General features: G+C 57.3%; 19 protein-coding genes and 1 pseudogene. 6 read left to right on the forward strand and 14 right to left on the reverse strand.

Annotated elements, in window-relative coordinates:
* Positions 1–138: 138 nt before the first annotated feature.
* The 8 genes and pseudogenes from AC0L7S_RS10665 to AC0L7S_RS10700 form a co-directional block, all read right to left on the reverse strand.
* Complete coding sequence (locus AC0L7S_RS10665) at positions 139–1,053, reverse strand: phosphotransferase (protein WP_473470853.1); 915 nt, start codon at positions 1,051–1,053, stop codon at positions 139–141.
* The gene (locus AC0L7S_RS10670; RefSeq protein ID WP_473474260.1) at positions 1,050–1,463 is read right to left on the reverse strand and encodes a glycine cleavage T C-terminal barrel domain-containing protein; all 414 of its coding nucleotides are present in this window, start codon (positions 1,461–1,463) and stop codon (positions 1,050–1,052) included. The genes AC0L7S_RS10665 and AC0L7S_RS10670 overlap by 4 nt, the downstream gene beginning before the upstream one ends.
* A pseudogene (locus AC0L7S_RS10675) lies at positions 1,424–3,465 on the reverse strand (GcvT family protein); the annotation flags it as partial. The pseudogene AC0L7S_RS10675 and the gene AC0L7S_RS10670, both read right to left, overlap by 40 nt.
* Complete coding sequence (locus AC0L7S_RS10680; RefSeq protein WP_473470854.1) at positions 3,462–5,915, reverse strand: GcvT family protein; 2,454 nt, start codon at positions 5,913–5,915, stop codon at positions 3,462–3,464. The gene AC0L7S_RS10680 and the pseudogene AC0L7S_RS10675, both read right to left, overlap by 4 nt.
* Positions 5,912–6,817 carry a phosphotransferase gene (locus AC0L7S_RS10685; protein WP_473470855.1) on the reverse strand — a complete coding sequence of 302 codons (906 nt, stop codon included), beginning with the start codon at positions 6,815–6,817 and terminating at the stop codon, positions 5,912–5,914. The genes AC0L7S_RS10680 and AC0L7S_RS10685 overlap by 4 nt, the downstream gene beginning before the upstream one ends.
* Positions 6,814–8,844 (reverse strand): ABC transporter permease, encoded by a 2,031-nt coding sequence (locus AC0L7S_RS10690; RefSeq protein WP_473470856.1) that lies wholly within the window; start codon positions 8,842–8,844, stop codon positions 6,814–6,816. Before AC0L7S_RS10690 ends, AC0L7S_RS10685 begins: the two co-directional genes overlap by 4 nt.
* A 1-nt stretch (position 8,845) precedes the next feature.
* Positions 8,846–9,889 carry a quaternary amine ABC transporter ATP-binding protein gene (locus tag AC0L7S_RS10695; protein ID WP_473470858.1) on the reverse strand — a complete coding sequence of 348 codons (1,044 nt, stop codon included), beginning with the start codon at positions 9,887–9,889 and terminating at the stop codon, positions 8,846–8,848.
* A 97-nt stretch (positions 9,890–9,986) separates the two neighbouring features.
* Positions 9,987–10,952: an ABC transporter substrate-binding protein gene (locus tag AC0L7S_RS10700; protein WP_473470859.1), complete on the reverse strand. Its 966-nt coding sequence runs from the start codon at positions 10,950–10,952 to the stop codon at positions 9,987–9,989.
* Positions 10,953–11,194: 242 nt separating this feature from the next.
* Between AC0L7S_RS10700 and AC0L7S_RS10705 the strand changes: the two genes are divergently transcribed.
* The gene (locus AC0L7S_RS10705; RefSeq protein WP_473470861.1) at positions 11,195–11,956 is read left to right on the forward strand and encodes a DeoR/GlpR family DNA-binding transcription regulator; all 762 of its coding nucleotides are present in this window, start codon (positions 11,195–11,197) and stop codon (positions 11,954–11,956) included.
* A gap of 47 nt (positions 11,957–12,003) precedes the next feature.
* Here AC0L7S_RS10705 and AC0L7S_RS10710 read toward each other — a convergent pair whose 3' ends face one another.
* From AC0L7S_RS10710 to AC0L7S_RS10725, 4 genes are all read right to left on the reverse strand, one after another.
* The gene (locus tag AC0L7S_RS10710) at positions 12,004–12,720 is read right to left on the reverse strand and encodes a helix-turn-helix transcriptional regulator (RefSeq protein ID WP_473470862.1); all 717 of its coding nucleotides are present in this window, start codon (positions 12,718–12,720) and stop codon (positions 12,004–12,006) included.
* A 125-nt stretch (positions 12,721–12,845) separates the two neighbouring features.
* Positions 12,846–12,998, reverse strand: a complete 153-nt coding sequence (locus tag AC0L7S_RS10715; RefSeq protein WP_473470863.1) for a hypothetical protein — start codon at positions 12,996–12,998, stop codon at positions 12,846–12,848.
* A gap of 77 nt (positions 12,999–13,075) precedes the next feature.
* Positions 13,076–14,854, reverse strand: coding sequence for an SLC13 family permease (locus tag AC0L7S_RS10720; protein ID WP_473474261.1), 1,779 nt, complete (start codon positions 14,852–14,854; stop codon positions 13,076–13,078).
* Positions 14,855–15,079: 225 nt separating this feature from the next.
* Positions 15,080–16,984, reverse strand: a complete 1,905-nt coding sequence (locus AC0L7S_RS10725; protein ID WP_473470864.1) for a propionyl-CoA synthetase — start codon at positions 16,982–16,984, stop codon at positions 15,080–15,082.
* Between the two features lie 193 nt (positions 16,985–17,177).
* On the opposite strand from AC0L7S_RS10725, the gene AC0L7S_RS10730 reads away from it, so the two are divergent.
* Entirely contained in the window at positions 17,178–17,357 is a 180-nt protein-coding gene (locus tag AC0L7S_RS10730; RefSeq protein ID WP_473474383.1) for a hypothetical protein, read from the forward strand.
* 38 nt (positions 17,358–17,395) lie between these two features.
* Here the strand turns inward: AC0L7S_RS10730 and AC0L7S_RS10735 are convergent, their stop codons facing one another.
* Positions 17,396–18,151: a sulfite exporter TauE/SafE family protein gene (locus tag AC0L7S_RS10735; RefSeq protein WP_473470865.1), complete on the reverse strand. Its 756-nt coding sequence runs from the start codon at positions 18,149–18,151 to the stop codon at positions 17,396–17,398.
* Positions 18,152–18,524: 373 nt separating this feature from the next.
* Between AC0L7S_RS10735 and rplS the strand changes: the two genes are divergently transcribed.
* Complete coding sequence (gene rplS / locus AC0L7S_RS10740) at positions 18,525–19,082, forward strand: 50S ribosomal protein L19 (protein WP_473470867.1); 558 nt, start codon at positions 18,525–18,527, stop codon at positions 19,080–19,082.
* A 176-nt stretch (positions 19,083–19,258) separates the two neighbouring features.
* A complete protein-coding gene (locus tag AC0L7S_RS10745; protein ID WP_473470868.1) occupies positions 19,259–19,894 on the forward strand; it encodes a class I SAM-dependent DNA methyltransferase in 636 nt (211 codons plus the stop codon).
* A 169-nt stretch (positions 19,895–20,063) separates the two neighbouring features.
* Here AC0L7S_RS10745 and AC0L7S_RS10750 read toward each other — a convergent pair whose 3' ends face one another.
* Positions 20,064–20,780 carry a hypothetical protein gene (locus tag AC0L7S_RS10750; protein ID WP_473470869.1) on the reverse strand — a complete coding sequence of 239 codons (717 nt, stop codon included), beginning with the start codon at positions 20,778–20,780 and terminating at the stop codon, positions 20,064–20,066.
* A gap of 105 nt (positions 20,781–20,885) precedes the next feature.
* Here AC0L7S_RS10750 and AC0L7S_RS10755 point away from each other — a divergent pair, with 105 nt between their 5' ends.
* The gene (locus AC0L7S_RS10755) at positions 20,886–21,434 is read left to right on the forward strand and encodes a MarR family winged helix-turn-helix transcriptional regulator (protein ID WP_473470870.1); all 549 of its coding nucleotides are present in this window, start codon (positions 20,886–20,888) and stop codon (positions 21,432–21,434) included.
* A 48-nt stretch (positions 21,435–21,482) separates the two neighbouring features.
* Positions 21,483–21,611, forward strand: a complete 129-nt coding sequence (locus AC0L7S_RS10760; protein WP_473474384.1) for a hypothetical protein — start codon at positions 21,483–21,485, stop codon at positions 21,609–21,611.
* Positions 21,612–21,618: the final 7 nt, after the last annotated feature.

The raw sequence follows: 21,618 nt of genomic DNA on the forward strand, positions 1-21,618 counted from the left end.
GCCGCGGTACTCGATACATGTCCCGCAGACCCCGACCATGCAGGTTCATGGTGAAGAATGACTTAACGATCAGCCTGTCAGGCAACGATATTGATCTGATGGTGCTTTGAGCCGTGTCAGCCGGCGCGGCAAGGCGGCTTATCCGTTGGCGATCGCGGCGACATGGTTGTCGAAATTCGCTGATTCCATCAATGTCTTGCAGCGTGCAAAGCGTTCGTCGGCATAGGCACGAAAGTCCTCGGCGGGATTGTTGTTGGCAAGCTGGATCAATCCCCATAGCGTCCACAATAAATCGCACATCGCCTTGTAGATGACGACCCGCCCGTGCTGCGCCGGTCTTGGCTCCTGCTCGAAATAAGCCAGCATCATCTCCTCGTCCTGAGTGGAATCGAAATGACCTTCGACCGAAAGGTCACCGAGATCCCAAAGCGGATCGTTCATGCCGGCATATTCCCAATCGACGATCCACATGCGTTCATTTGCATCGAGAAAATTCTCGCAAAGCGGGTCACAGTGACACGCGGTGAGGGGCAGGGGATGTGCGGTCAGGGCTGCCCTGATCCGCTCGGATTCTTCCACAACGTCATGGTAGCCTGATGGCAGCGCCACATCCTTGGTCGAAAGCATTTTCAGGTAATCGTCGATCATGGCAAACAGTTCAAAGCGAAATGGAAAGATCGCCCCGCTGTCGTGCAATTGCCGTAGCGCCGTGCCCGCCCGCCCCGGACTGCCGTTACGTTCCTTGAAATTCTGAGGCGTCATGGTTTCGACGCCGGTGAGGAATTGCGACACCATCACACCGCTTTGGTCGTCGAAATAGAGAACTTGCGGGCTGACACCGGCCTTTGCCGCTTCGCGGGCGGCGACGGCTTCATTGGCGCGGTCGATATACTCCTCGGTTCCCTTGCCCGGTATGCGCAGACAATAGTCTCCGACGTGGAAAACCAGATTGGTCATGCCGCCAAGGCGTATGATGGGCCCACGAAAATCGGCCAGGAGCGGGATCGTCGTGACAAGTTCTCGCGCTATCGAAACACCACCGTCATCACTCATGCCTTCAACCTTTCCATTCTGGCATCATAGAGTGTACGAGGCCCACGGGTGGCCGGATAGGCCTTGCCGAACGCCTCGATTTCGAATTCCTTTTCACCGGCTGTCTCAATCGGCAAATAGCCGAAGGCGATGGTCTTACTGAGCGTGTATCCGTAGCCGGTCGATGATGTCGAGCCGACAATTTTGCCTTTGTGCAGGATTGCTTCGCCGCCATGCAGGGGGCAAAGCCGTCTATGGTGAATGAGCAAAGCTTGCGCTGCGCGCCTTCGGCCTTGATCCGTTGCAAAGCGGTGCGACCGATGAAATCGCCTTTGTCGAGCGCGACTGCGAAGCCCAGTCCGGCTTCGTAAGGATTGTAGTCCGGAGAGATGTCGCCGGACCAATAGAGATAGCCTTTTTCCATCCGGCACGAGTCGATGGCACGGTAGCCGATATCGGCTATGGCATGGGTTTCGCCTGCTTCGCGCAGCGTCTCATATACGTGCATCGCGTATTCCTGCGGTATGTAGAGTTCATATCCCAGTTCACCAACGTAGCCGATGCGCACGGCCAGCGCGGTCGCATCGCCGATCTCGATGTTTCGGGCTGTGAGAAACGGGAATGCCGCGTTCGAGATGTCATCGTCGCTGACTGCCTGCAAGACGGTGCGCGCGTACGGGCCGCACAGATTGAGCGTCGCATATTGATTGGTGACGTTGCGCAGGGTGACGCCTTGGGAAAGGTGTTGAGCGACCCAATGTGCATCATGCACCCCAAAGCCCGAACCGGTGACAAGCAAAAACCGCTGTTCATCGGCATGAACAATGGTGACGTCCGCTTCGATGCCGCCCTTCTCGTTGCACAATTGCGTGTAGACGGCCTTGCCCGGCGCGCCAGACAGGTCATTGGCTGCAATGCGTTGTAATTGGCCTTGCGCATCTGGCCCGGAAATCTCGAATTTCGAGAACGAAGTCTGATCGATCAGCGCCACACGCTCGCGGATTGCCATGACCTCCTCACCTACGGCATTGAACCATCCCGGCTTGTTTTCGAAGCTTCCCAGTTCGATGGATTGGCCGCCGTCAATGGAGAACCAGTTTGGCCGTTCCCAACCAAATTTGGACCCGAATACCGCACCGTTCTCGCGCAGTTTGGCGTGCAAGGGCGAGCGCCGCAGACCGCGCCCCGCGTGCGGTTCCTCTGCAGGCCAATGTATCTTGTAATAGGCCCCATAGGCTTCGATGATGCGTTGTTCCAGATATCGACCCTGCGCTTGCACGCCACTGAAGCGGCGCACATCGAATGGCCAGAGATCCATTCCGGCGTCGCCATGCAGGATCATGTTGGAGAGCGCCAGCCCGCCACCGCCAGAGCCTGCAATGCCAGCGGTAAAGCCACAGGCGACGTAGAAATTGTCCAGTTCCGGGGCAAGGCCCATGATTGGTTCGCCATCGAAGGAGACCGGGATAGGGCCATTGATGACTGTCTGGATGCCGATTTCATTGAGGACCGGCAAGCGCTCGGATGCAGGCAAGGCAAAGAGTTCGAGGCGTTCCATATCCGCAGGAAACAGTTCGCGGCCAAAATCGAATGGTGGCTTTCCTCGCCAGCACCCCTTGGTGCCATCTTCCCAACCGCCGATGGCAAAGCTGCCGGTGTCGGGCTTCAGGTAGAAATTGTGGTCGGGATCGCGCAGCGTGGTCAAATCCTGATCGAACGTCAGCTTTTTCTCGGTCAGGAAATACTGGTGTTCAACGACACCGGTAGCCAGCGGCACGCTTGCCATTTCACCAACGCGCTTGGCCCATAAACCGGCGCAATTGACGAGAATGTCGCAACCGATCGTTCCCGTATTGGTGACAACGCCGATGGCGCGACGGTTCTTCACGACAATATCTTCGACGGTTATGCCTTCTTCGATACGCACACCGTTCTGGCGCGCACCCTTGGCGTATGCCATCGTCAATGAATAGGGATCGATATAGCCGTCGCCGGGAATGAAGGCCGCACCCTCGATGCCATCCTTGACGATGAAGGGAAAGCGTTGTGCTGCTTCTTCCGGTGACAATGAATAACATTCGACGCCGAAACTTCTGGCCTGTCCCATGGAGCGGCGGATTTCGCTCCAGCGTTCATGGCTGCCCGCGAGCCGCAGTGACCCGACTTTTTCCAGGAGATTGCCTGCCCGGTTTCGGCTTCCAGCCGATCAAAGACCGCGACCGAATTCTGCATCAGCCGGGTGAGGTTCTTCTTTCCGCGCAATTGGCCGACAAGACCTGCCGCATGCCAGGTGCAGCCGTGCGTGAGTTGCGATTTCTCGACCAGAAGCACATCCTTGGCACCATCCCGGCCAAGATGGTAGGCAACGGACGTTCCAATCGCGCCGCCGCCTATGATGAGAATATGGACGTGGCGGTCGGCTTGAAAGGTCATGATTTCACCTTCTTGCCGGTTGGGTCATAGAGGGGTTCGAGATGGATGCGGGCCGGTGTTTTTTCCATCGCCACGACGAGTTCATATTCGCCGCTGACAAGGAATTCGTCGGAGACGCCGTCAGTGTCACGCACATATCCGTAGCCGATATTCTTGCCGATGGTGTAGCCATAACCGCCGCTGGTCAGGTAACCCACGGCCTGTCCGTTGCGCAGGATCGTCTCGCGCCCGACCAGAACGATGTCCAGATCATCAACCGTGAAACCGGCAAAGCGTTTGCTCATCGCTGCGCCATTGAGCTTTTCCAGCGCGCGCCGCCCAAGAAAATCTGTGTTCTTTCTCATCTTGACGGCCCAGCCGAGGCCAGCTTCCTGGGGCGTGTCATTGGGCGTAATGTCTGAACCCCATGCACGGTAGCCCTTTTCCAAACGCAACGATTCCAGCGCCCTGTAGCCGATAGGGCGGATGTCATCGGCTTTGCCGCTTGCCATCAGTGCATCGAAAACCTCGCCGATGGCGTCAATGGGAATATGCAACTCCCATCCGAGTTCACCGACATAGGTCACGCGCAGAGCACGTAACGTATGACCGGCAATCGTGATTTCGCGCAGATGCCCGAATGGGAACGCCTCGTGGGAGACGTCCGTATCGGTCACGGACGCCAGTACGTTGCGGGCTTTCGGCCCCATCAGCGACAATGTGCCGAAATCTTCGGTGACGTCTTCAAGCGCAACATCGAGCCCATCGGGGATGTGGTCGCGGATCCATGACTGGTCGTGGGTGCGAAACCCGGTGCCGGTAACGATGTAGAACCGGTCATGGGCCAGCCGCGCGACAGTCAGATCCGCTTCGATGCCGCCGCGCGTGTTCAGCAATTGCGTATAGGTCAATCGGCCGACCGGTTTGTTGATGTCGTTGGCGCATATCCAGTCCAGCGCCCGCAATGCGTCTTCACCCGTCATCTCATATTTGGAGAAGGACGATTGGTCGAAGATGCCAACGGCTTCACGCACGTGGCGATGTTCTTCGCCAACGGGCGCGAACCAGTTCTGCCTTCCCATCGAGTAAACGTCCTGGGCTTTCGCGCCGGAGGGGGCAAACCAGTTTGGACGTTCCCAACCGAGCTTGGAGCCGAACACGGCATTGTGCTTTTTCAGCCGGTGATAGAGCGGTGAAACAATGCGCGGTCTGCCGCTTTCATATTCTTCATGGGGAAAGCCGATGGTGTAGTGCTTACCATAGGCTTCCAGCGTGCGGTCGCTGACCCATTTGCGATCACGGTGCATTTCAGAAAAGCGGCGGATATCGACGACCCAGAGATCGAGCGGCGCTTCGCCATCGACGACCCATTGGGCAAGCACCCAGCCTGCGCCGCCGCCGGATGCAATGCCGAATGCGTTGAAGCCGGCGCCGACGAACATGTTGGCGCATTCGGGTGCCGAACCGAGGATGAAATTGCCGTCGGGCGTGAAACTTTCCGGGCCATTGATCATCTGCTTGACGCCGGCAGTTTCCAACGCCGGGACCCGTTCGACAGCCTGAATCATGTGCTGCTCGAAATGGTCGTAGTCATCGTCGAAAAGACGGAACTCCCAATCATTGGGCACGTCGCCTCCCGTCAGGCCCGTCTCCCAGGCCTGCGGGTTTGGCTCGTAGCCGCCCATTACCAGGCCGCCGACCTCTTCCTTGAAGTAGGTGCGCCGGTCGGGGTCGCGCACAGTCGGTGCGTCGGTTGCGAGGCCGTCGATCTTTTCGGTGATGATGTATTGATGCTTGACCGGCTGCAAAGGCACGTTGATGCCTGCCATGACGCCAAGCTGTCTGGCCCATTGCCCCGCACAATTCACCACTTTCTCGCAGGCGATGTCGCCCTTGTCGGTTTTTACCGCGGTGATGCGCCCTTCCTCGATGTCGAATCCGGTAACGCGCACGCCTTCATGCAGTTTCGCGCCATGCATACGCGCGCCCTTTGCCAGAGACTGGGTGATGTCTGACGGGCTGGCTTGTCCATCGCTGGGTAGCCAACTGGCACCGACGAGATCGCTCGTTTCCATCAACGGCCACATCTGTTTGACATCTTCTGGCGAAAGCAGGTGCATATCCATGCCAAAGCTTTTCGCCGTCGTTGCCAGGCGTTTGTACTCGATCCAACGGTCAGCGTTGGTGGCAAGCCGCAGGCAGCCGGTCATTTTCCAGCCTGTTGCAAGCCCGGTCTCAGCCTCAAGCCCCTTGTAGAGATCAACCGAATATTTGAGGACGCGGGTGATCGAGGCAGATGAGCGCAACTGCCCGACCAGACCGGCGGCATGCCATGTCGAACCGGAGGTGATGCGGCCCTGTTCCAGAAGCAACACATCGGCCTTATGGTCGCGGGCGAGGTGATAGGCGGTCGAGCAGCCGATGATGCCGCCGCCGATGACGATGATTTCGGCATGGGTGGGCAAGGTCATGATGGTGGCTTCCCGTATGTTGTTCTGTAGCTTTCCAGCGCCGCTTCAAACCGCGACAGATTTTCGGATGTGTAGGCGACGTAATCGGCACCGGGTGCGTCGAGGTGAAGCTCCGAGATCATGCTCCACATTGCTTCGCGCAGCAGCGAGGCGCACTGCATGGCACCATAACTCTGGCGCGTTTCGGCACTTGGCCTGTGCCCGAAATAAAGGCTTAGCAATTGCTCCGATTCGGCGTCATTCATGCCCGCATTCGATGCGGTGCCTGCAAGGTCAAACATGGCGGTGTTGAAGCCGGCATATTCAAAGTCGATCAGCCAAAGCCGCTGACCGTCGTCCATGAAGTTGGCGGGTAGAAGATCATTGTGCCCGAAGACGATGGGCAGGGGCGACTGAGCCTGTTCCAGTTCTTGTGCAAGGCTGAGATAGCGCGGCAGATGCGGCGTCATGCGACTGCCCTTGGCCTCCAGCGTGCGCGCATAGTCACGAATGACGTGAAACACCCAGAACATGAAACCCGCACCAGAGATGTGATTGGGCATTTCGCGGTGAAATGTTCGTATCAGTGGCGCGATACGCTCGATATTGGCGCGGACATCATCGCCGTCATAGGTCTTGGCCGCGATATGAGCGCATATGGTGACGCCGTCTTCGGCATATTCCACAGCCGGGCCGACGCCTGCGGCATGGGCGGCGCGCGCTGTCATCAATTCGCGCTCGCGCGAAACGTGGTGGAAGGGATAGTCGCGCCCGAACCTCACGACATGTTTGCCGTTGGCATCGGTAACGAGAAAGTTCTCGTTGCTCATTCCGCCTTCCAGCGGCGCGATTTCGATCACGCCGTTCCAGCATGGCAAGGTGCTGATGCGATCCTCGTTTCGGGAATGCCGGCGATTTGTCATGCCAGCCCCAACCTGATTTTCGCGCGTGCCGCTCCGGCGGAGATCAGCCGGTCAGCGATGATGGCAATGAAAGCGACGGCAAGCCCGGCAACCAGACCGCGCCCCGTGTCGGCCTTGGTCAGCGCGATATATACCTCTTGTCCGAGATCACGCGTTCCAACCAATGCGGTGATGACCAGCATGGAAAGGGCGAACATGATGGTCTGGTTCAGGCCCAGCATTATTTCCGGCAGCGCCAGCTTGAGTTTGATCTTGGTGAGAAGTTGCCAGCGCGTACAGCCCATCGCCTGCCCGGCCTCGATGAGACGCGGATCGACTTTCTGCAAACCAAGCACAGTGTAGCGAATTGCCGGGGCAATGGCATAGGCGACTATGGCGATGAGCGCGGTGAAATCGCCAACACGGAACAACATGACGGCGGGCATCAGATAGACAAAAGATGGCAGCGTCTGGAGGGTGTCGATGACCACCTGAACCCAGCGCCATGTGCGATCCCGTTCCGCCGCAATGATACCGATCGGGATGCCGATCAGCGAAGCAATGACGACCGAGATACCGCAGAGATAGACCGTAATCATAGCCTTTTCCCACTGGCCGGTCGCGGCAATCAGAAAGGCCAGTGCACCCACTAGTGCGCCCAGTCGCGCGCCTCCAAGCCGCCAGCCGGCAAAGGCGAGAAAGGCCGTTACGCCGAACCATGGAAAGGCACCCAACAGACGTTTGAACGGAATGAGTATGTTGAGCAAAACCATGTTCTTCAAGGCTTCGATGGTGTCGAAGAAGTTGACGTTGATCCAGCGAACAGCCTCGGAGAAAATACCACCAGTCGAAATTTGAAGGCTTTCAGGATACCGCTGAACAGCCGGAACCATCAGGCCGACGGCCGCTGTAACGATGACAACAGCGAGGGCAGCAATCAGATAAGGGTATCGCTGCATGATGCTACCTGTAAGGCGCACCGCATCGGACGCACCGGCCTTGATTGCATAGGCTTGTGACAGCCGGTCAAGTGCTATGGCGAGAGCGACGATGGCCAGCCCGGCTTCAAGACCGGCACCGATGTCGAGACGGCGCAAAGCTGCCAATACGTCGAAGCCCAGACCACCGGCACCGATCATCGAGGCGATGATGACCATGTTGAGGGACAGCATGATGACCTGATTGACACCGACCATCAGGCTATCCTTGGCCGAGGGGATCAGAACACGCCATGTCATCTGGCGGCGCGAACAGCCGATCATCTTGCCCAGATCGAGGATTTCCGAAGGAACAGAGCGCAAGGCCAGAACGGTTATGCGCGTCATTGGCGGCATGGCGTAGATCAGTGTGGCGACAACGGCCGCAGTCGGCCCAAAGCCGAACAGGAACAGGATTGGCACAAGGTAGGCAAAGACCGGGATGGTTTGCATCAGGTCCAGCAACGGGGTCAGCACGCGCTCGAAATGCGGCCAGCGATGGGCGAGAATGCCGAGCAGCAAGCCACCGATGACGCCAAGAGGTGCTGCAACCAGAATGGAAGCCAAGGTGATCATGGCGCTGTCCCACTGGCCGAATATGGCCAGAAAGCCAAAGCAGGTTGCCACGATGATTGCGAGCTTGCGGCCACCGGCATAAAAGCCCATCAGCGCAACAATGGCGATGACTGCGATCCATGAAAATGGCGGCAGGATTTCTACCGCACCGGACCCTTGCCCGGACAGCCATCCGGTGGATAACACGCTGAGCGCAAACTCATAGGGGATATTGATGAGGGTGGCGATGAAACGGGTGAGATCGGTGAAGGTGAAGAGCCCGAAGCTGGCGCTGTCGACCAGCCATTTCATGATGCCGCCAATCCACCGTTGCGCCGGGATTTGCCAAGCCGTCGGATAGACGAAACCCCATTTGGCGTCGCCCCCGAATTTCCAGAATATGATGAAGATAAGGATGGCTGCGACCCAGAGGCCTACACTGCCGCTGCCACGCCTGTGCGTCATCTCACCGGGTGGTGCGGCTTGCGTTTCGAGCGGTTGCGCCGGGGCTGACATTTCAGCCTCGCATCATCAGGGCCACGACATCTGCCCGGTCGAGAACGCCAATGGTCGTTCCATCTGGATCGACGACCCGCAAATGTTGTGTGGTCTCATCGAACATTGGCGCAGCTTCGGCAACAGTCAGCCGCGCGGATACGCTTGTTCCGTTCAACTTTGGGGAGGGGTTGGCCGAGGAGGTTTTGTCGGACGCCTTCATGACCGAGGCAACCCTGACAACCTTGGCTTTTGCTACGTTGCGGGTAAATTCGGCGACATAGTCGGTGGCTGGATCCAAAACGATGTCTTCGGGTGATCCGACCTGGACGATTGCTCCATCCTTCATGATGGCGATGCGATCAGCGAGCCTGATGGCTTCGTCGAAATCATGGGTGATAAAGACGATGGTCTTTTTCAAGACGGATTGCAGGCGCATGAATTCATCCTGCATTTCGCGCCTGATCAATGGATCGAGAGCGGAGAAAGGTTCGTCGAGGAACCAGAGTTCCGGCTCGACGGCTAAAGAGCGGGCGATGCCGACACGCTGCTGCTGACCGCCGGAAAGCTCGCGCGGGAAGAAATTCTCCTTGTCCGCCAAGCCGACCAGATTGATCATCTGTCGTGCGCGTTCCTCGCGTTCCGCCTTGGCCATGCTCTGGACTTCGAGTGGGAAGGCGACATTGGCGAGCACGGTGAGGTGGGGAAGAAGGGCGAAATTTTGAAACACCATGCCCATCTGATGGCGTCGAATTTCGATCATTCGCTGCGCATCGGCTTCGAGAAGGTTCTCGCCTTTGAAGCGTATTTCTCCTGCTGTCGGTTCGACGAGGCGCGACAGGCATCGCACGAGCGTGGATTTGCCCGATCCCGACAATCCCATGATGACAAAAATTTCGCCGGTGCGGACTTCGAGATTGACGTCTCGCACCGCACCGACGAGCCCCCGCTCAGAAAGTTCTCTCAACCCGGCATCCGGTCCGGTAGATTCAAGGAATTCTTTCGCGCCAGCGCCAAAGACTTTCCAGACGCTGCGGCAGACGAGTTTCGGTTGTGGCTCAGCCATCAGTCATCCAGCCCCTGAAGAAGAGGTTCACAAATTGCCCGCAGGGGTCGAAGCGAAGTTGGCCGCCGCAACGGGTGCGGCGGCACTCAACGTGATGTTACTTCTTGATCCACTGCGACCAGCGCGCTTCGTTGGCGCCCATCCATTCGGCGACAACATCATCGACCTTTTTGCCATCGAGGTCGACCTCGGTGATCATCTTGCCCATCTCATCATTGTCGATGGTGAAGGCCTTGATGGCCTTGTAGGCATCGGGCCACTTGTCCTTGACGCCGGCCCAGCCGACCTTCCAGATTTCGCCATGCGGTTTGCCGCAATCATAGGCCATATCGGGGTTGATACCCCATTTCGGGTCGTTGTAGCATTCCTTGGTGTATTCAGGGAACTGGACCCATTCGCCCTTGTATTTCGCGGTTGCCCAATGAGGCGCGTAAATCCACAAGAGGATAGGTGCCTTACGCTGATAAGCACTTTCAAGTTCGGCGAAAAGCGCGGCATCGGTGCCCGCGTGAATGACTTCAAATGGCAGGCCAAGGGCTTTTACGCGTTCGTCGTCAAATCCGCCCCAGGTTACCGGGCCGCCAAGATAGCGCCCTTTTGGGGCGGTCTCCGCGGTTGAAAAGGCTTCGGCGCACTTTTCGTCTTTCAGTGCTTCCCAGTTCGGCAGGCCGGGGCATTTTTCCTTCATATATTCAGGAAACCACCATTCCTCCTTGGCCTTCATGCCGGTTGGGCCGAAATTCTCGACCTTGCCGGTTGCGGTAGCGGCGTCCATGGCCTCGCGACCCGTGGTCTCCCACATCTCCATTGCGACATCGAGATCGCCTGTTTCAAGCCCGGCAAACTGGGCCAGATAGTCGGCCTGCACATAGTCGATATTATTACCGGCTTTCTTGAGAACCTCGCCCATGATGTGGGTGGTGATGAGCTGGCCGGTCCAGTCATGCAAGGTCAGCTTGATCGGATCTGACGAATCCTGCGCCCAGGCGGGCGCCAGTGAAATGACCGAACTGAAGGCAATTGCCCCAAGTGCGGCTGTGAAAATACGTTTGCGCGAAACCATGTCGAGTCTCCTGCTCACCCTTTTGAATATTGTCGTTGGTGCCTCAGGTCGTTGCTGTCTCCCGCAGCAAGCGCCTCAGGTTCATCACGCGATCAGTGTCACGCGGGTTGCCCCGGATTGTCAACGCGAATTTGTGGTTTTTTGTGTTAATTTGCCCGAATAAATGGCTTACTCATTGCGTTCATTGGAAAGGTTGCCATAAAATCGGGCATGATACTGATTGCATTCGGAATCGACCCCAGATGATCCATTCGAAACGCCACGGTAAAATTTTACGTCTGCTGGGTGAGCAAGGCACGGTCACCATTGCGGATCTGGCTGAACGGCTCGGGGTTTCGCTGGAAACCGTACGGCGCGATGTCAGGCCGCTGACCGATGACGGGATCGTCGTCAAGATGCATGGTGCCATCGGCCTGCCAGCAATGACCAGCGAAGCGCCGTTTGAGCGCCGCATGCGTGAAAACGCCAATGCCAAGCGGATAATTGCGCGCATGGTTGCGGCTACTATCCGCGATGGCGATTCCGTCATGCTCGACACTGGTACGACAACAAGCTTTCTGGCGCGGGAATTACTCGGCCATCGCCGCCTTACAGTCGTCACCAATTCATCGGATATCGCCCGCACGCTTGCAACCGTCAACGGCAACAAGGTCTATATGGCGGGCGGCGAACTGCGCAGCGATTCAGGCGCTGCATTCGGTAGTTCGGCTGTCGAGTTCGTCAGCCGGTTCAGCGTTATCCATGCAGTTATTTCCGCCGGCGCGATCGACGTTGCTGCCGGTGTTGTTGATTACGATCTGGCGGAAGCCGAGTTTGCCCGCATGGTGCTGTCGCGCGGTCAGCGATCAGTGGTCGTAACCGACCACAGCAAATTCGCTCGTCAGGGACTGGTCAGAGTTTGCGGCTTTTCCGGCTTTACCGAACTCGCGACAGATGAGGCGCCGTCTCGCGATATTACCGAGGCGCTTAACGCCGCCGGTACGCGGTTGACGGTCGCCAAGTGAGTCGTTGGAGTGCAGCGCCGGATCTGGTCGATGGAGGATAGGACAAGTCAGGCACCGCGTGCGGACGGGCTTTTCCCATAGGCTTCGCTGCGCTCGACCGCGCGGTAAAAATCGGTGAGCTGCTTGCCGCGTTCCGGCTTGAAGGTTCGTTCTGCACCAATCACCGAGGTGATGCGGTCGATACGGAAAGCGCGAAAATCATCACGCATTTCGCACCAGGCAACGAGTGTCCAGACCTTGCCCCAGAACCAAAGCCCCAAAGGGCGTATGTCGCGCTCGGTACCGCGGCCGGATTCATCATTGTAGCAAATGGCCAGCACATGACGCTTTTCAACCGCGCGCTCGATGACGTCGATGGCTTCGCGTGCAGCGTCACTGACCACCCACATCGGCGTGTGAATCTCGGTGCGGGCGATGCGATCCTTTTCAGCATCGGGCAGTACAGCGCCGATCTTGACCAAAGCCTCGTCGGCGGCGCGGGCCATCGCGGCACCGCCAAAAGCGCGCACCATGCGTGCTCCAGCCACCAACGCCACGATCTCGTCACGCGAGAACATCAAGGGCGGAAGGTCGAAACCTTCCCTCATGATGTAACCGACGCCGGCTTCGCCATCTATAGGCACACCGGTTGACTGCAGGTCGACGATATCGCGGTAAATCGTCCGCTCGGAAACCTCCAGCCATTTGCCCAGCTTCTGGGCCGTTACCAGCCGCCCGCCACGCAGGTGCTGAACAATCTGGAACAGCCTGTCGGCGCGTCTCATCACTTCGTCTCCCGGCGTCTATGAGGCGTGCCTTTCTTGCACGACGCTCCTGACAACATTGTGTCAGGAGCGTCGATTTCAAACGCCAAATTTGAGGGCTGTCGATATGGCGAGGCATTTTTACCTTATTTCCAGTTGCGCCGCTCTGGCCAGCCAATGTCAGAGCGGAGTTCGGGTGGTAGTGCGTTCAAAACGCGTTCGGTGTGGACCTCATTGCGGATTGTTCGGATTTTGCCGAAATAATGCTTTATCGAATTGTAAAAACCGAAGCTGGTCATGATGGCGTTCCTCTCGGTTTGAAAGGATGAACCATCGCACACCTGTCCTGACAGCGGTCTGTCAGGACAGGTGTGGGTTATTGGAGCGGCCAGACCATCATCAGCATCGGAACAGCGACGATGATGACCAATATGGACAGCGGCAAGCCAAGGCGGGGATAGTCGGAGAACTTGTAGCCGCCCGGTCCCATGACGAGCGTGTTGCATTGGTGGCCAATCGGAGTGAGGAAATCGCATCCTGCACCGATGGCGACGGCCATCAGGAATGCTTCGGGCCGGTAGCCGATCGTATCAGCGAAGCTGGCGGCGACCGGAGCCATGACCAGCACGGTGGCAGCGTTGTTGAGAAATGGTGTCACCATCATTGCGGTGAACAATATCAGGCCGAGTGCACCATAATTGGGCAATGCCTGGGCAAGTTGGGCAAGTGCATCGGCAATAAGATCGGTGGCTCCTGTGGTGCGTAGTGAGTCACTTACGGGAATGAGGGCAGCGAGCATGACCAGGATCGGGCCATCAAGTGCTGTATAGACTTCACGAAGGGGGATCACCCTGAACAGGAGCATCATGACGGCGGCACCAAAGAAACTGACGGTGACTGGCAGCAGGCCGAGAGCGGTTGAACCAATGGCGGCGACGAGGATAAGCAAGGGCACGATGCCATTGCGTACGCTGCCAAGAAGGAGGGGGCGTTCTGCCAGTGGCAGGAGATCGAACTCGCGCAAAAACTCCGGCAGGGCCTTGCGAATACCCTGAAGCACGATCACGTCTCCGAGCCGAAGGGTGATTTCGCCCAGCCGTTGATCGAGCCGCTCGTTCTTGCGGCTGACGGCCAGGAGATTGACGTTGAAGCGTTCGTAAAGCAGCAGACGCTGTGCCGACCAGCCGATCAGGCGCGAGTTTTCGGTAATGACGGCTTCGATAGCGGTCGCATCGGCTACATTTCCGCTTTTGTTGACTGGACCAAGGTTTTCGCCGACGCGAAGTTTGGCTTGTTCGACCAACCGGTCAAGAGAATCAGGGCCACCCTCGATCAGCACAATGTCACCCAGACGCAAAATCGCATCGGGCAAGGGCGCGATACGAATGACGCCGGAACGCAGGATTGCGGTTATGACCGTGTCGCCAGCCGATATTTTCAACAGGTCGGCCAGTGGCTTGTCGAGCACGACCGAATCCTTGGTGACATGGGCCTCGGCTGTGTAGTCCTTGATGTCGAGCGCTTCATTCAAAGAGGTTGTTTGCCGCTCGCGCTGCGGCAAAAGCCAGTAGAACAGGACAAGGAAAACACAACCTGCGGCGGCCAGCGCCGCTCCGACGGGCATGAAGTCGAACATCGTAAAGGGGGTGCCGGTCAGTTCTCCGCGCAGCCGCGATACGATGATATTGGGCGACGTACCAATCTGGGTCATAAGGCCGCCAAGCAAAGACCCGAACGCCATCGGCATAAGGAAGATCGACGGCGATACTTTCGAGCGGCGGGCAAACTGGAAAGCAATCGGTATCATGATCGCCAAGGCACCGATGTTCTTAACGAAGGCAGCCAGAATTGTAACGGTTACGACAAGCAGCGCCATTTGCGCACGCACGGACGAAACATTTGGCGCAAATCGCTGGATCGCGAGTTCCATGATGCCACTTCGCGCCACTCCGGCGCTGACCAGCAGGGCACTTCCGACAATGATGACAATATCGTCGCTAAAGCCAACGAAGGCGTGGTCAAACGGTACGACACCGACCGCCATGGCCAGCAATAAGGCTGCCATGGCAACAAGATCGTAGCGTATTCGCCCCCAGACAAAGGCTGCCATCATGATGCCGATGACCGAGAACGAAAGAATTTGAGGCAGTGTCAGCATGAGCATCCATTAGTGAGGTTTGGTTCCCGATTGAATCGATAACCACGCCAACCCTACCTTTTATCCAATTCCATACGGAAGCGTTGTTCTCACTTTTGTTGAGATTGCCCTCAAAAAACCGGGCGACGCATCAAGCGCATCAACTGCAATATGGTTCATCGTCATGAAACGTCATTGAGGAAAAGTGGTTCCTCAATGAACGGTTTCAGCGAGCGCCATGGCTCAAACACCTATTCCTTTTTCTTTCATCGAGCCGGTTATTTCATCTAGGATAACAGGATCATCGATGGTCGCCGGCATGGTCCATTCCTGCTTGTCGGCAATTTTCTGCATTGTGCCGCGCAGCACCTTGCCCGAACGCGTTTTTGGCAAACGCTTTATCGTAACGACCGTCTTGAGGGCGGCGACGGCACCAATCCGGTTGCGCACAAGCGCCACGACTTCGCTCTCAATCATATCGAGATCGCGGGAGACGCCGGCATTCAGAACGACAAAGCCAAGTGGGATCTGCCCTTTCAATGTATCGGCAACGCCGATTACCGCGCATTCGGCAACATCTGGATGTTCCGCCAGAACTTCTTCCATTGCGCCGGTGGATAGCCGATGCCCGGCTACGTTGATGATGTCGTCGGTGCGCGCCATGACAAACAGATAGCCGTCGTCGTCTATGATGCCGGCATCGGCTGTCTTGTAGTAGCCAGGAAATTCATCGAGATAGGCTTGATGAAAACGCCTGTCAGCATTCCACAATGTCGGCAGGCAGCCGGGCGGCAAGGGCAGTTTAAGCACGACATTGCCAAGTGTGCCGTTCGCCACCTGATGACCGGCATCGTCCAGCACGCGAATGTCGTAACCCGGCATGGGAACACCCGGCGAGCCATATTTTACCGGTAAGATGCCAAGACCGACTGGATTTTGCGTGATCGGCGCGCCGGTTTCGGTCTGCCACCAATGGTCGATTACCGGCACGGTGAGGTGTTGTTCCGCCCATTTGATGGTTTCGGGGTCTGCGCGCTCGCCTGCGAGAAACAGGGTGCGGAATTTTGACAGATCGTATTTGCCGATGAATTCGCCTTTGGGGTCCTGCCCCTTGATGGCGCGGAAGGCGGTTGGTGCCGTGAACAGGGAGACAACGCCGTGATCGGCGATTACACGCCAGAACGTACCGGCGTCCGGTGTGCCGATGGGCTTGCCCTCGAACATGACCGTCGTGCAGCCATGCAGCAGCGGCGCGTAGACGATGTAGGAGTGGCCGACCACCCAGCCAACATCCGAAGCTGCCCAGAACACTTCGCCCGGCTTGACGCCAAACTCATTGTCCATCGACCATTTCAGCATGGCCATGTGGCCGCCATTGTCGCGTATGACGCCCTTGGGTTGCCCGGTGGTTCCTGAAGTGTAGAGCACATATAGTGGATCGGTGGCCGCAAGTGCTACGCAGTCGACATTGGCACCAGCCGCTATTTCGCGCGCTACGGCGTCGGCATAGTCGATATCGCGGCCCTCGACGAGATCGCAGCCGAGTTCCTCACGCTGCACGACGATGCAATGCTCGGGCTTGTGTCGCGCCAGTTCGATGGCACCATCGAGTAGCGGCTTGTAGGCGATTATCCGGCTGGGTTCGAGCCCGCAGGACGCTGAAATAATCAGTTTCGGTTGGGCATCTTCGATGCGTTTGGCAAGCTCCTGTGCCGCGAAACCGCCGAATACGACGGAGTGGATTGCTCCCAGCCGGGCACAGGCGAGCATGGCAAAAGCTGCTTCGGCCACCATCGGCATATAGATGATGACCCGGTCGCCCTTGCCGACTCCCTGATTTTTCAACACGCTGGCCAGCGCGACAACCTCGCGCTTCAACTCGGCGTAGGTGTATTTGCGCACTGTATTGGCGATTGCGCTATCGTGGATCAGAGCGATCTGGTCGGCTCGTCCGTTAGCCACATGCCGGTCGACGGCGTTGTAACAAGTGTTGCAGGTCGCACCCACGAACCAGCGTCCGTAAATGCCCTGATCGGGGTCGAACACCTTGTCGAATGGGGAGAACCAGTCGATTTCGCGTGCTGCACTGGCCCAGAATTCTTCCGGATCGCGTTGCCAGTCGGCGTAAACCTGATGATAGCGGGACATCGCCTATCTTCCTCCCAAGCGTATTCGTCTCAGTTCTTTCCAGTGTCCCGATTCTGAAATTCGTTTCATCAGATATCAATCTCAGGTTGAATTTCAGAATCGAAAGGACACCACCACACTAGCTGCTCTCATCGTGCAACGTCTATCTAACTTAGGGTGAAGGCAGCATCACCGGCTTTGACAGGACGCGTCGATGCTGCTCAAACGCAGCATGTCAAAACTTCTTGCGTTCGTTATCATTGCGATGATGGGAATCCAACTGATCAAACCGCTCGGTCTTCCGGGCCTGAAGAAGCGCAGCGATTTCTGGAAACTGGCAGTTCTGGCGTTGGCGGCTATTTCGGCAACGGCAGCCTTTGGCCATTGGGGCTAATACGCGCGCGGCACGGATGGCTCGCTGCGAGGTGGTTGTTACCCATGTATGAAATAATAGACTGCCAGCAACAGGCCAATAGCTATGACGATGGCGCGAACGATTGTCTGCGGGACGCGCCTTGCTGCCCAAACGCCGGCAAAGCCGCCTATGGCCACGCCGGGCACCATGAATGCCGCCTGTAGCCAGGCAATGACGCCGCCTGACACGAAAACGACGATCGCTACTGCGGCGATGATGATCGAAAGCATGTTTTTCAAGGCATTCATCCGGTGGTAGCTGCCACCTTCGGTAAGGCCGAGCGTGGCCAGCATCATCACACCCATGCCGGCGCCGAAAAAGCCGCCATAAATGGCAGTGAAGAACTGCACGATGCACCCCGACAGCGTTGCGCTTGCGCTTTCCGGCCGTTCAGCCGATATCGCCTGTCTCAGCTTCGGGCCGACCGCGAACAGAATGGTGGCAGCGATCAACAGCCACGGCACCATGGCACCGAAGGCTGCGTTGTCGAGCTTCAGAAGGACAATCGAGCCAATGGATGCGCCGATGGTTGAGACGATGGCAAAAGCAATGGCACCGCGCCACATGCGCCGGATGTCGCTCCAGTAGGCGAGTGTCGAGGTAACATAGCCGGGGAACTGCGCAATGGAGGAGGTGGCGTTGGCGACAATTGGCGGCATGCCAACCAGCGTCAGGGCACCGAATGTGAGAAAGGTGCCGCCCCCGGCAATGGCGTTTGCCACGCCAGAAAGCAAACCGGCAAGGAAGAGAAGCGAAGCATCGAAAATTGTCACGGACGTATGAAACCAGATTATGAGACTTATGCTGCTTAACGCGTGGACGTTTGAGGGGAAAGGGTCCAGAACCACAACATGATGGGGTGTTGGTGCTGCCGGTAGAAAAATTGCGGAGCCTGCGGCCACTCATTTCGTATGCACGCTCCGGTATCGGGGAACAAAAAGGCGGACGGCAGGTGACAAACGCTTCCCGATAGTGTATCGCCGCGACCGAACCGGTGGGAAAAATCCCTCTGGGCCCGTCAACGATTGACGGTGTAGCCGCCCCTGCCCAATGCATTTCAAGTAAAGGGCATAGCCGAACGGTCATTGAACTGTGAAGCAAGAGTGGACGCTCTGACTGTCGGAAGAACAAGAAGTGGAATCCACGATGGATATCATCCGTCAGATCGAGGTCGAACAGGCCGCCAAGATCGAAGCCAAGCGTACGCTGCCCGAATTTCAGCCCGGCGATACAGTCCGTGTGCAGGTTCGCGTGACAGAAGGTACACGTACCCGCGTTCAGGCCTATGAGGGCGTGGTGATTGCCCGTTCCGGCGCAGGCTTCCAGGAAAATTTTACGGTTCGCAAGATTTCTTACGGTGAAGGCGTGGAACGTGTGTTCCCGGTTTTCTCGCCAATGGTTGAAGGTGTCGACATTGTCCGTCGCGGCAAGGTTCGGCGTGCCAAGCTTTACTATCTGCGCGACCGTCGCGGCAAATCTGCGCGTATCTCGGAAAACACTGGCGTTCGCGCCCGCAAGTTGAACGAAGCCGAGCGTGCAGCGTTGAACGCTGAAAAGGCCCGCATCGAAGCCGAGAAGGTTGCTGCTGCGCAAGCACTTGCAGCAGAAAAAGCTGCACAGGAAGCTGCCGAGAAAAAGGCTGCTGAAGAGGCGGAAGCCGCCAAGGCAGCCGAAGCTGCAACCGCTGAGGCGAGTGCAGAATAATTTCGGCCAATATATCCAGACAAAGGCGGCTTCGGCCGCCTTTTTTATTGGATGCAGAGGCGGAAATGACGGCGATGCCGGTGCAAATGGGGCGAGGTTGCGAACGAAACGGCGGGCAATAGGCTTGACGTTCGATCCGTTCATCAGGAGGCTTGCGCGGGAAATGGAGAGTGCTCGTGGATGTTGACAAGGCGAATACGGCGCTTGATGCGGTCTATTCGGCAAAGACACCGGATGAGCTTGCCAAGGCTTATGCGGATTGGGCGGCGACCTATGACAGCGAAACGGCTTCGCTTGGCTATCTGCTGCCTTTCCTGATCACGGCCTGGGTTGCCCGCTATGTCGGCGCAGGCGAAGGCCCGCTGCTCGATGCGGGTTGTGGCACGGGGTTGTCGGGCCCATCGTTAAAGGCGCTTGGTTATGAGGACATTTGTGGGCTCGACCTGTCGGAAGACATGCTCAAGATCGCAAGTGGCAGACAAGCTTATCGCGAGCTGAAACAGGCCATGCTTGGCACGACGCTGCCGTGGCCGGATGGGCATTTCCGTGCATTTTTCTCGACCGGGGTTTTCACGCTTGGCCATGCGCCGGCTACTGGTCTTCATGATCTTGTGCGCATTACGCGTCGAGGCGGACACGCCATCTTCACGGTTCGCGACCAGGTGTTCGCGAGCGGCAGCTTCAGTGATGTCTTTGCAGACATTGAGTCCCAGAATAAATGGCGGATGGTGGAGGAGAGCCCGTGGTTTCGGTGCTTCGCGACCGCTGAACCCGAAGCTCTGGTCAAGACGTTTGTCTTCGAGATTACCTAGAGCAATTCCAGGAAAAGTGTGCAGCGGTTTTCTGTCCGGGATTGCGTAAAAGAAATACTTGGACCACATCGACGGTTCTATCAAAAACTGAAACGCTATAGAGACGATGTTTGGGCGTGCGCCGAAGCGATGCCGGCCCACACCCAAACACTTTCGCACAATGCGCCGTTTATTCGTCGAGCATGATTTTTCCGGGCATCGACAAGTCTCCTGAAGCGATGTCATGAACGCCTGTCACGCAAAGTAGCGGTGCCTTGCCTTCGCCGTTGACCGTAAGCTCGGCGGTTACTGCGTCAAAGGCGATTTGATCTGCGTCGCCAACCGGGACCGTGATCTTGGCGATTTTGCCTTTGAGAGATGGGCTCATGCCGGGGCTATCAAGCGCCAGAGGCAGCATAGGTGCGGTATCGGGCAAGGCATCGACGCCGGGCGATACGTCGCGAACCTTGAGCCCGGCAGCGCAAGCGTCATCTTTTTCCAACACCACCCAATGCGAATGCCATGACTTGCCGTCATTGGCCGGATCGCCGTCGCCGTCCTCGTCGAACAGGGGGGTATCGTCGAAATCGGGATGTGCGGTGATGGCGAGCGCCAGAATGCCGGATTTTTCAGCAAAGCCTACGGTGGAAGGGTCCATCGCGGTGGGCCACACATAGGCTTCAACCTTGGCACCTGGCAGTGTGCCGATGGATTCCGGCAGGATCGAACCGGCATCGCCTGCCAGTTCCATCATGAAAGTGGCGAGGCGCCCATCGGTTGTGGCCGAGGCGGTCACGATGTCGAAGGGGGCGGGTTTTTCAGGGTCGATGGCACTTTCGATGTCATGGGCGATGGCAGAATGTCCAAACATCAGCAATGCGGACGCTGCAAATACGAGACTTTTCATTGATTGGCTCCTGTATGGTATTGAGTCGCTACTATTTATGAATAGCGTAAAGCCGAAGGCATTGCAAGAATGGTATTGTTACGCTACTAAATAGGCATGACTGATGTGAACGAAGCGATTGAGTTGATTGGGCGTCTGGCGCGTCTGGTGACCAATGAAGGTCATGCGCATGGATTGAAGCCGGCGCAGTGGGAAGCGTTGCGCTATCTGGCGAAAGCCAACCGCTTTTCGCGCACACCCGGCGGCTTGACTGCTTATCTTGGCCTCACGAAAGGTACGGTGTCGCAAACCTTGATGGCTCTGGAGCGCGCGGGCCTCATTGAGAAAACAAACAATCCTGGTGATGGTCGTTCGGTGCGGCTTGATCTGTCGGCCAAGGCGCAAGATTTGCTGCCGTTGGACGGTATTGAGACGATACGCCATGCATTTGAAGGCTTATCCCAGACAATGCGGATTGAGCTTGCAGCGGGATTGGCTGCTCTGGTCAAGCAGGCATTGGCTGCGCGCGACGGACGTGCATTCGGCATTTGCCGGGAGTGCCGCCACTTCTGCGCCAATGCACGGGGGGCAGGCTTGCACTATTGCACGCTTTTGAGTGAACCTCTGGCTGATAGCGAAATCGAACAAATCTGCCAGGAACAGGAAGCCGCCTGAGCCATCAATGCCGACGGATCACAATTGCCGTCTTGCCAAAAGCTTGATATGAGCAGCCTTATGGAAGAAATGTTCGGAGACCCGGCCTATAAGGGCTTCGTGCTGCAGGATAGGAAGCGCCTGCCGTCGCGCTTTTTTGCGCTGATTTCAGGTGCGCTGGCGAGCCGGTTTCGCTGAACTCTGC

This window comes from Mesorhizobium sp. G2-6-1 (assembly GCF_055809095.1).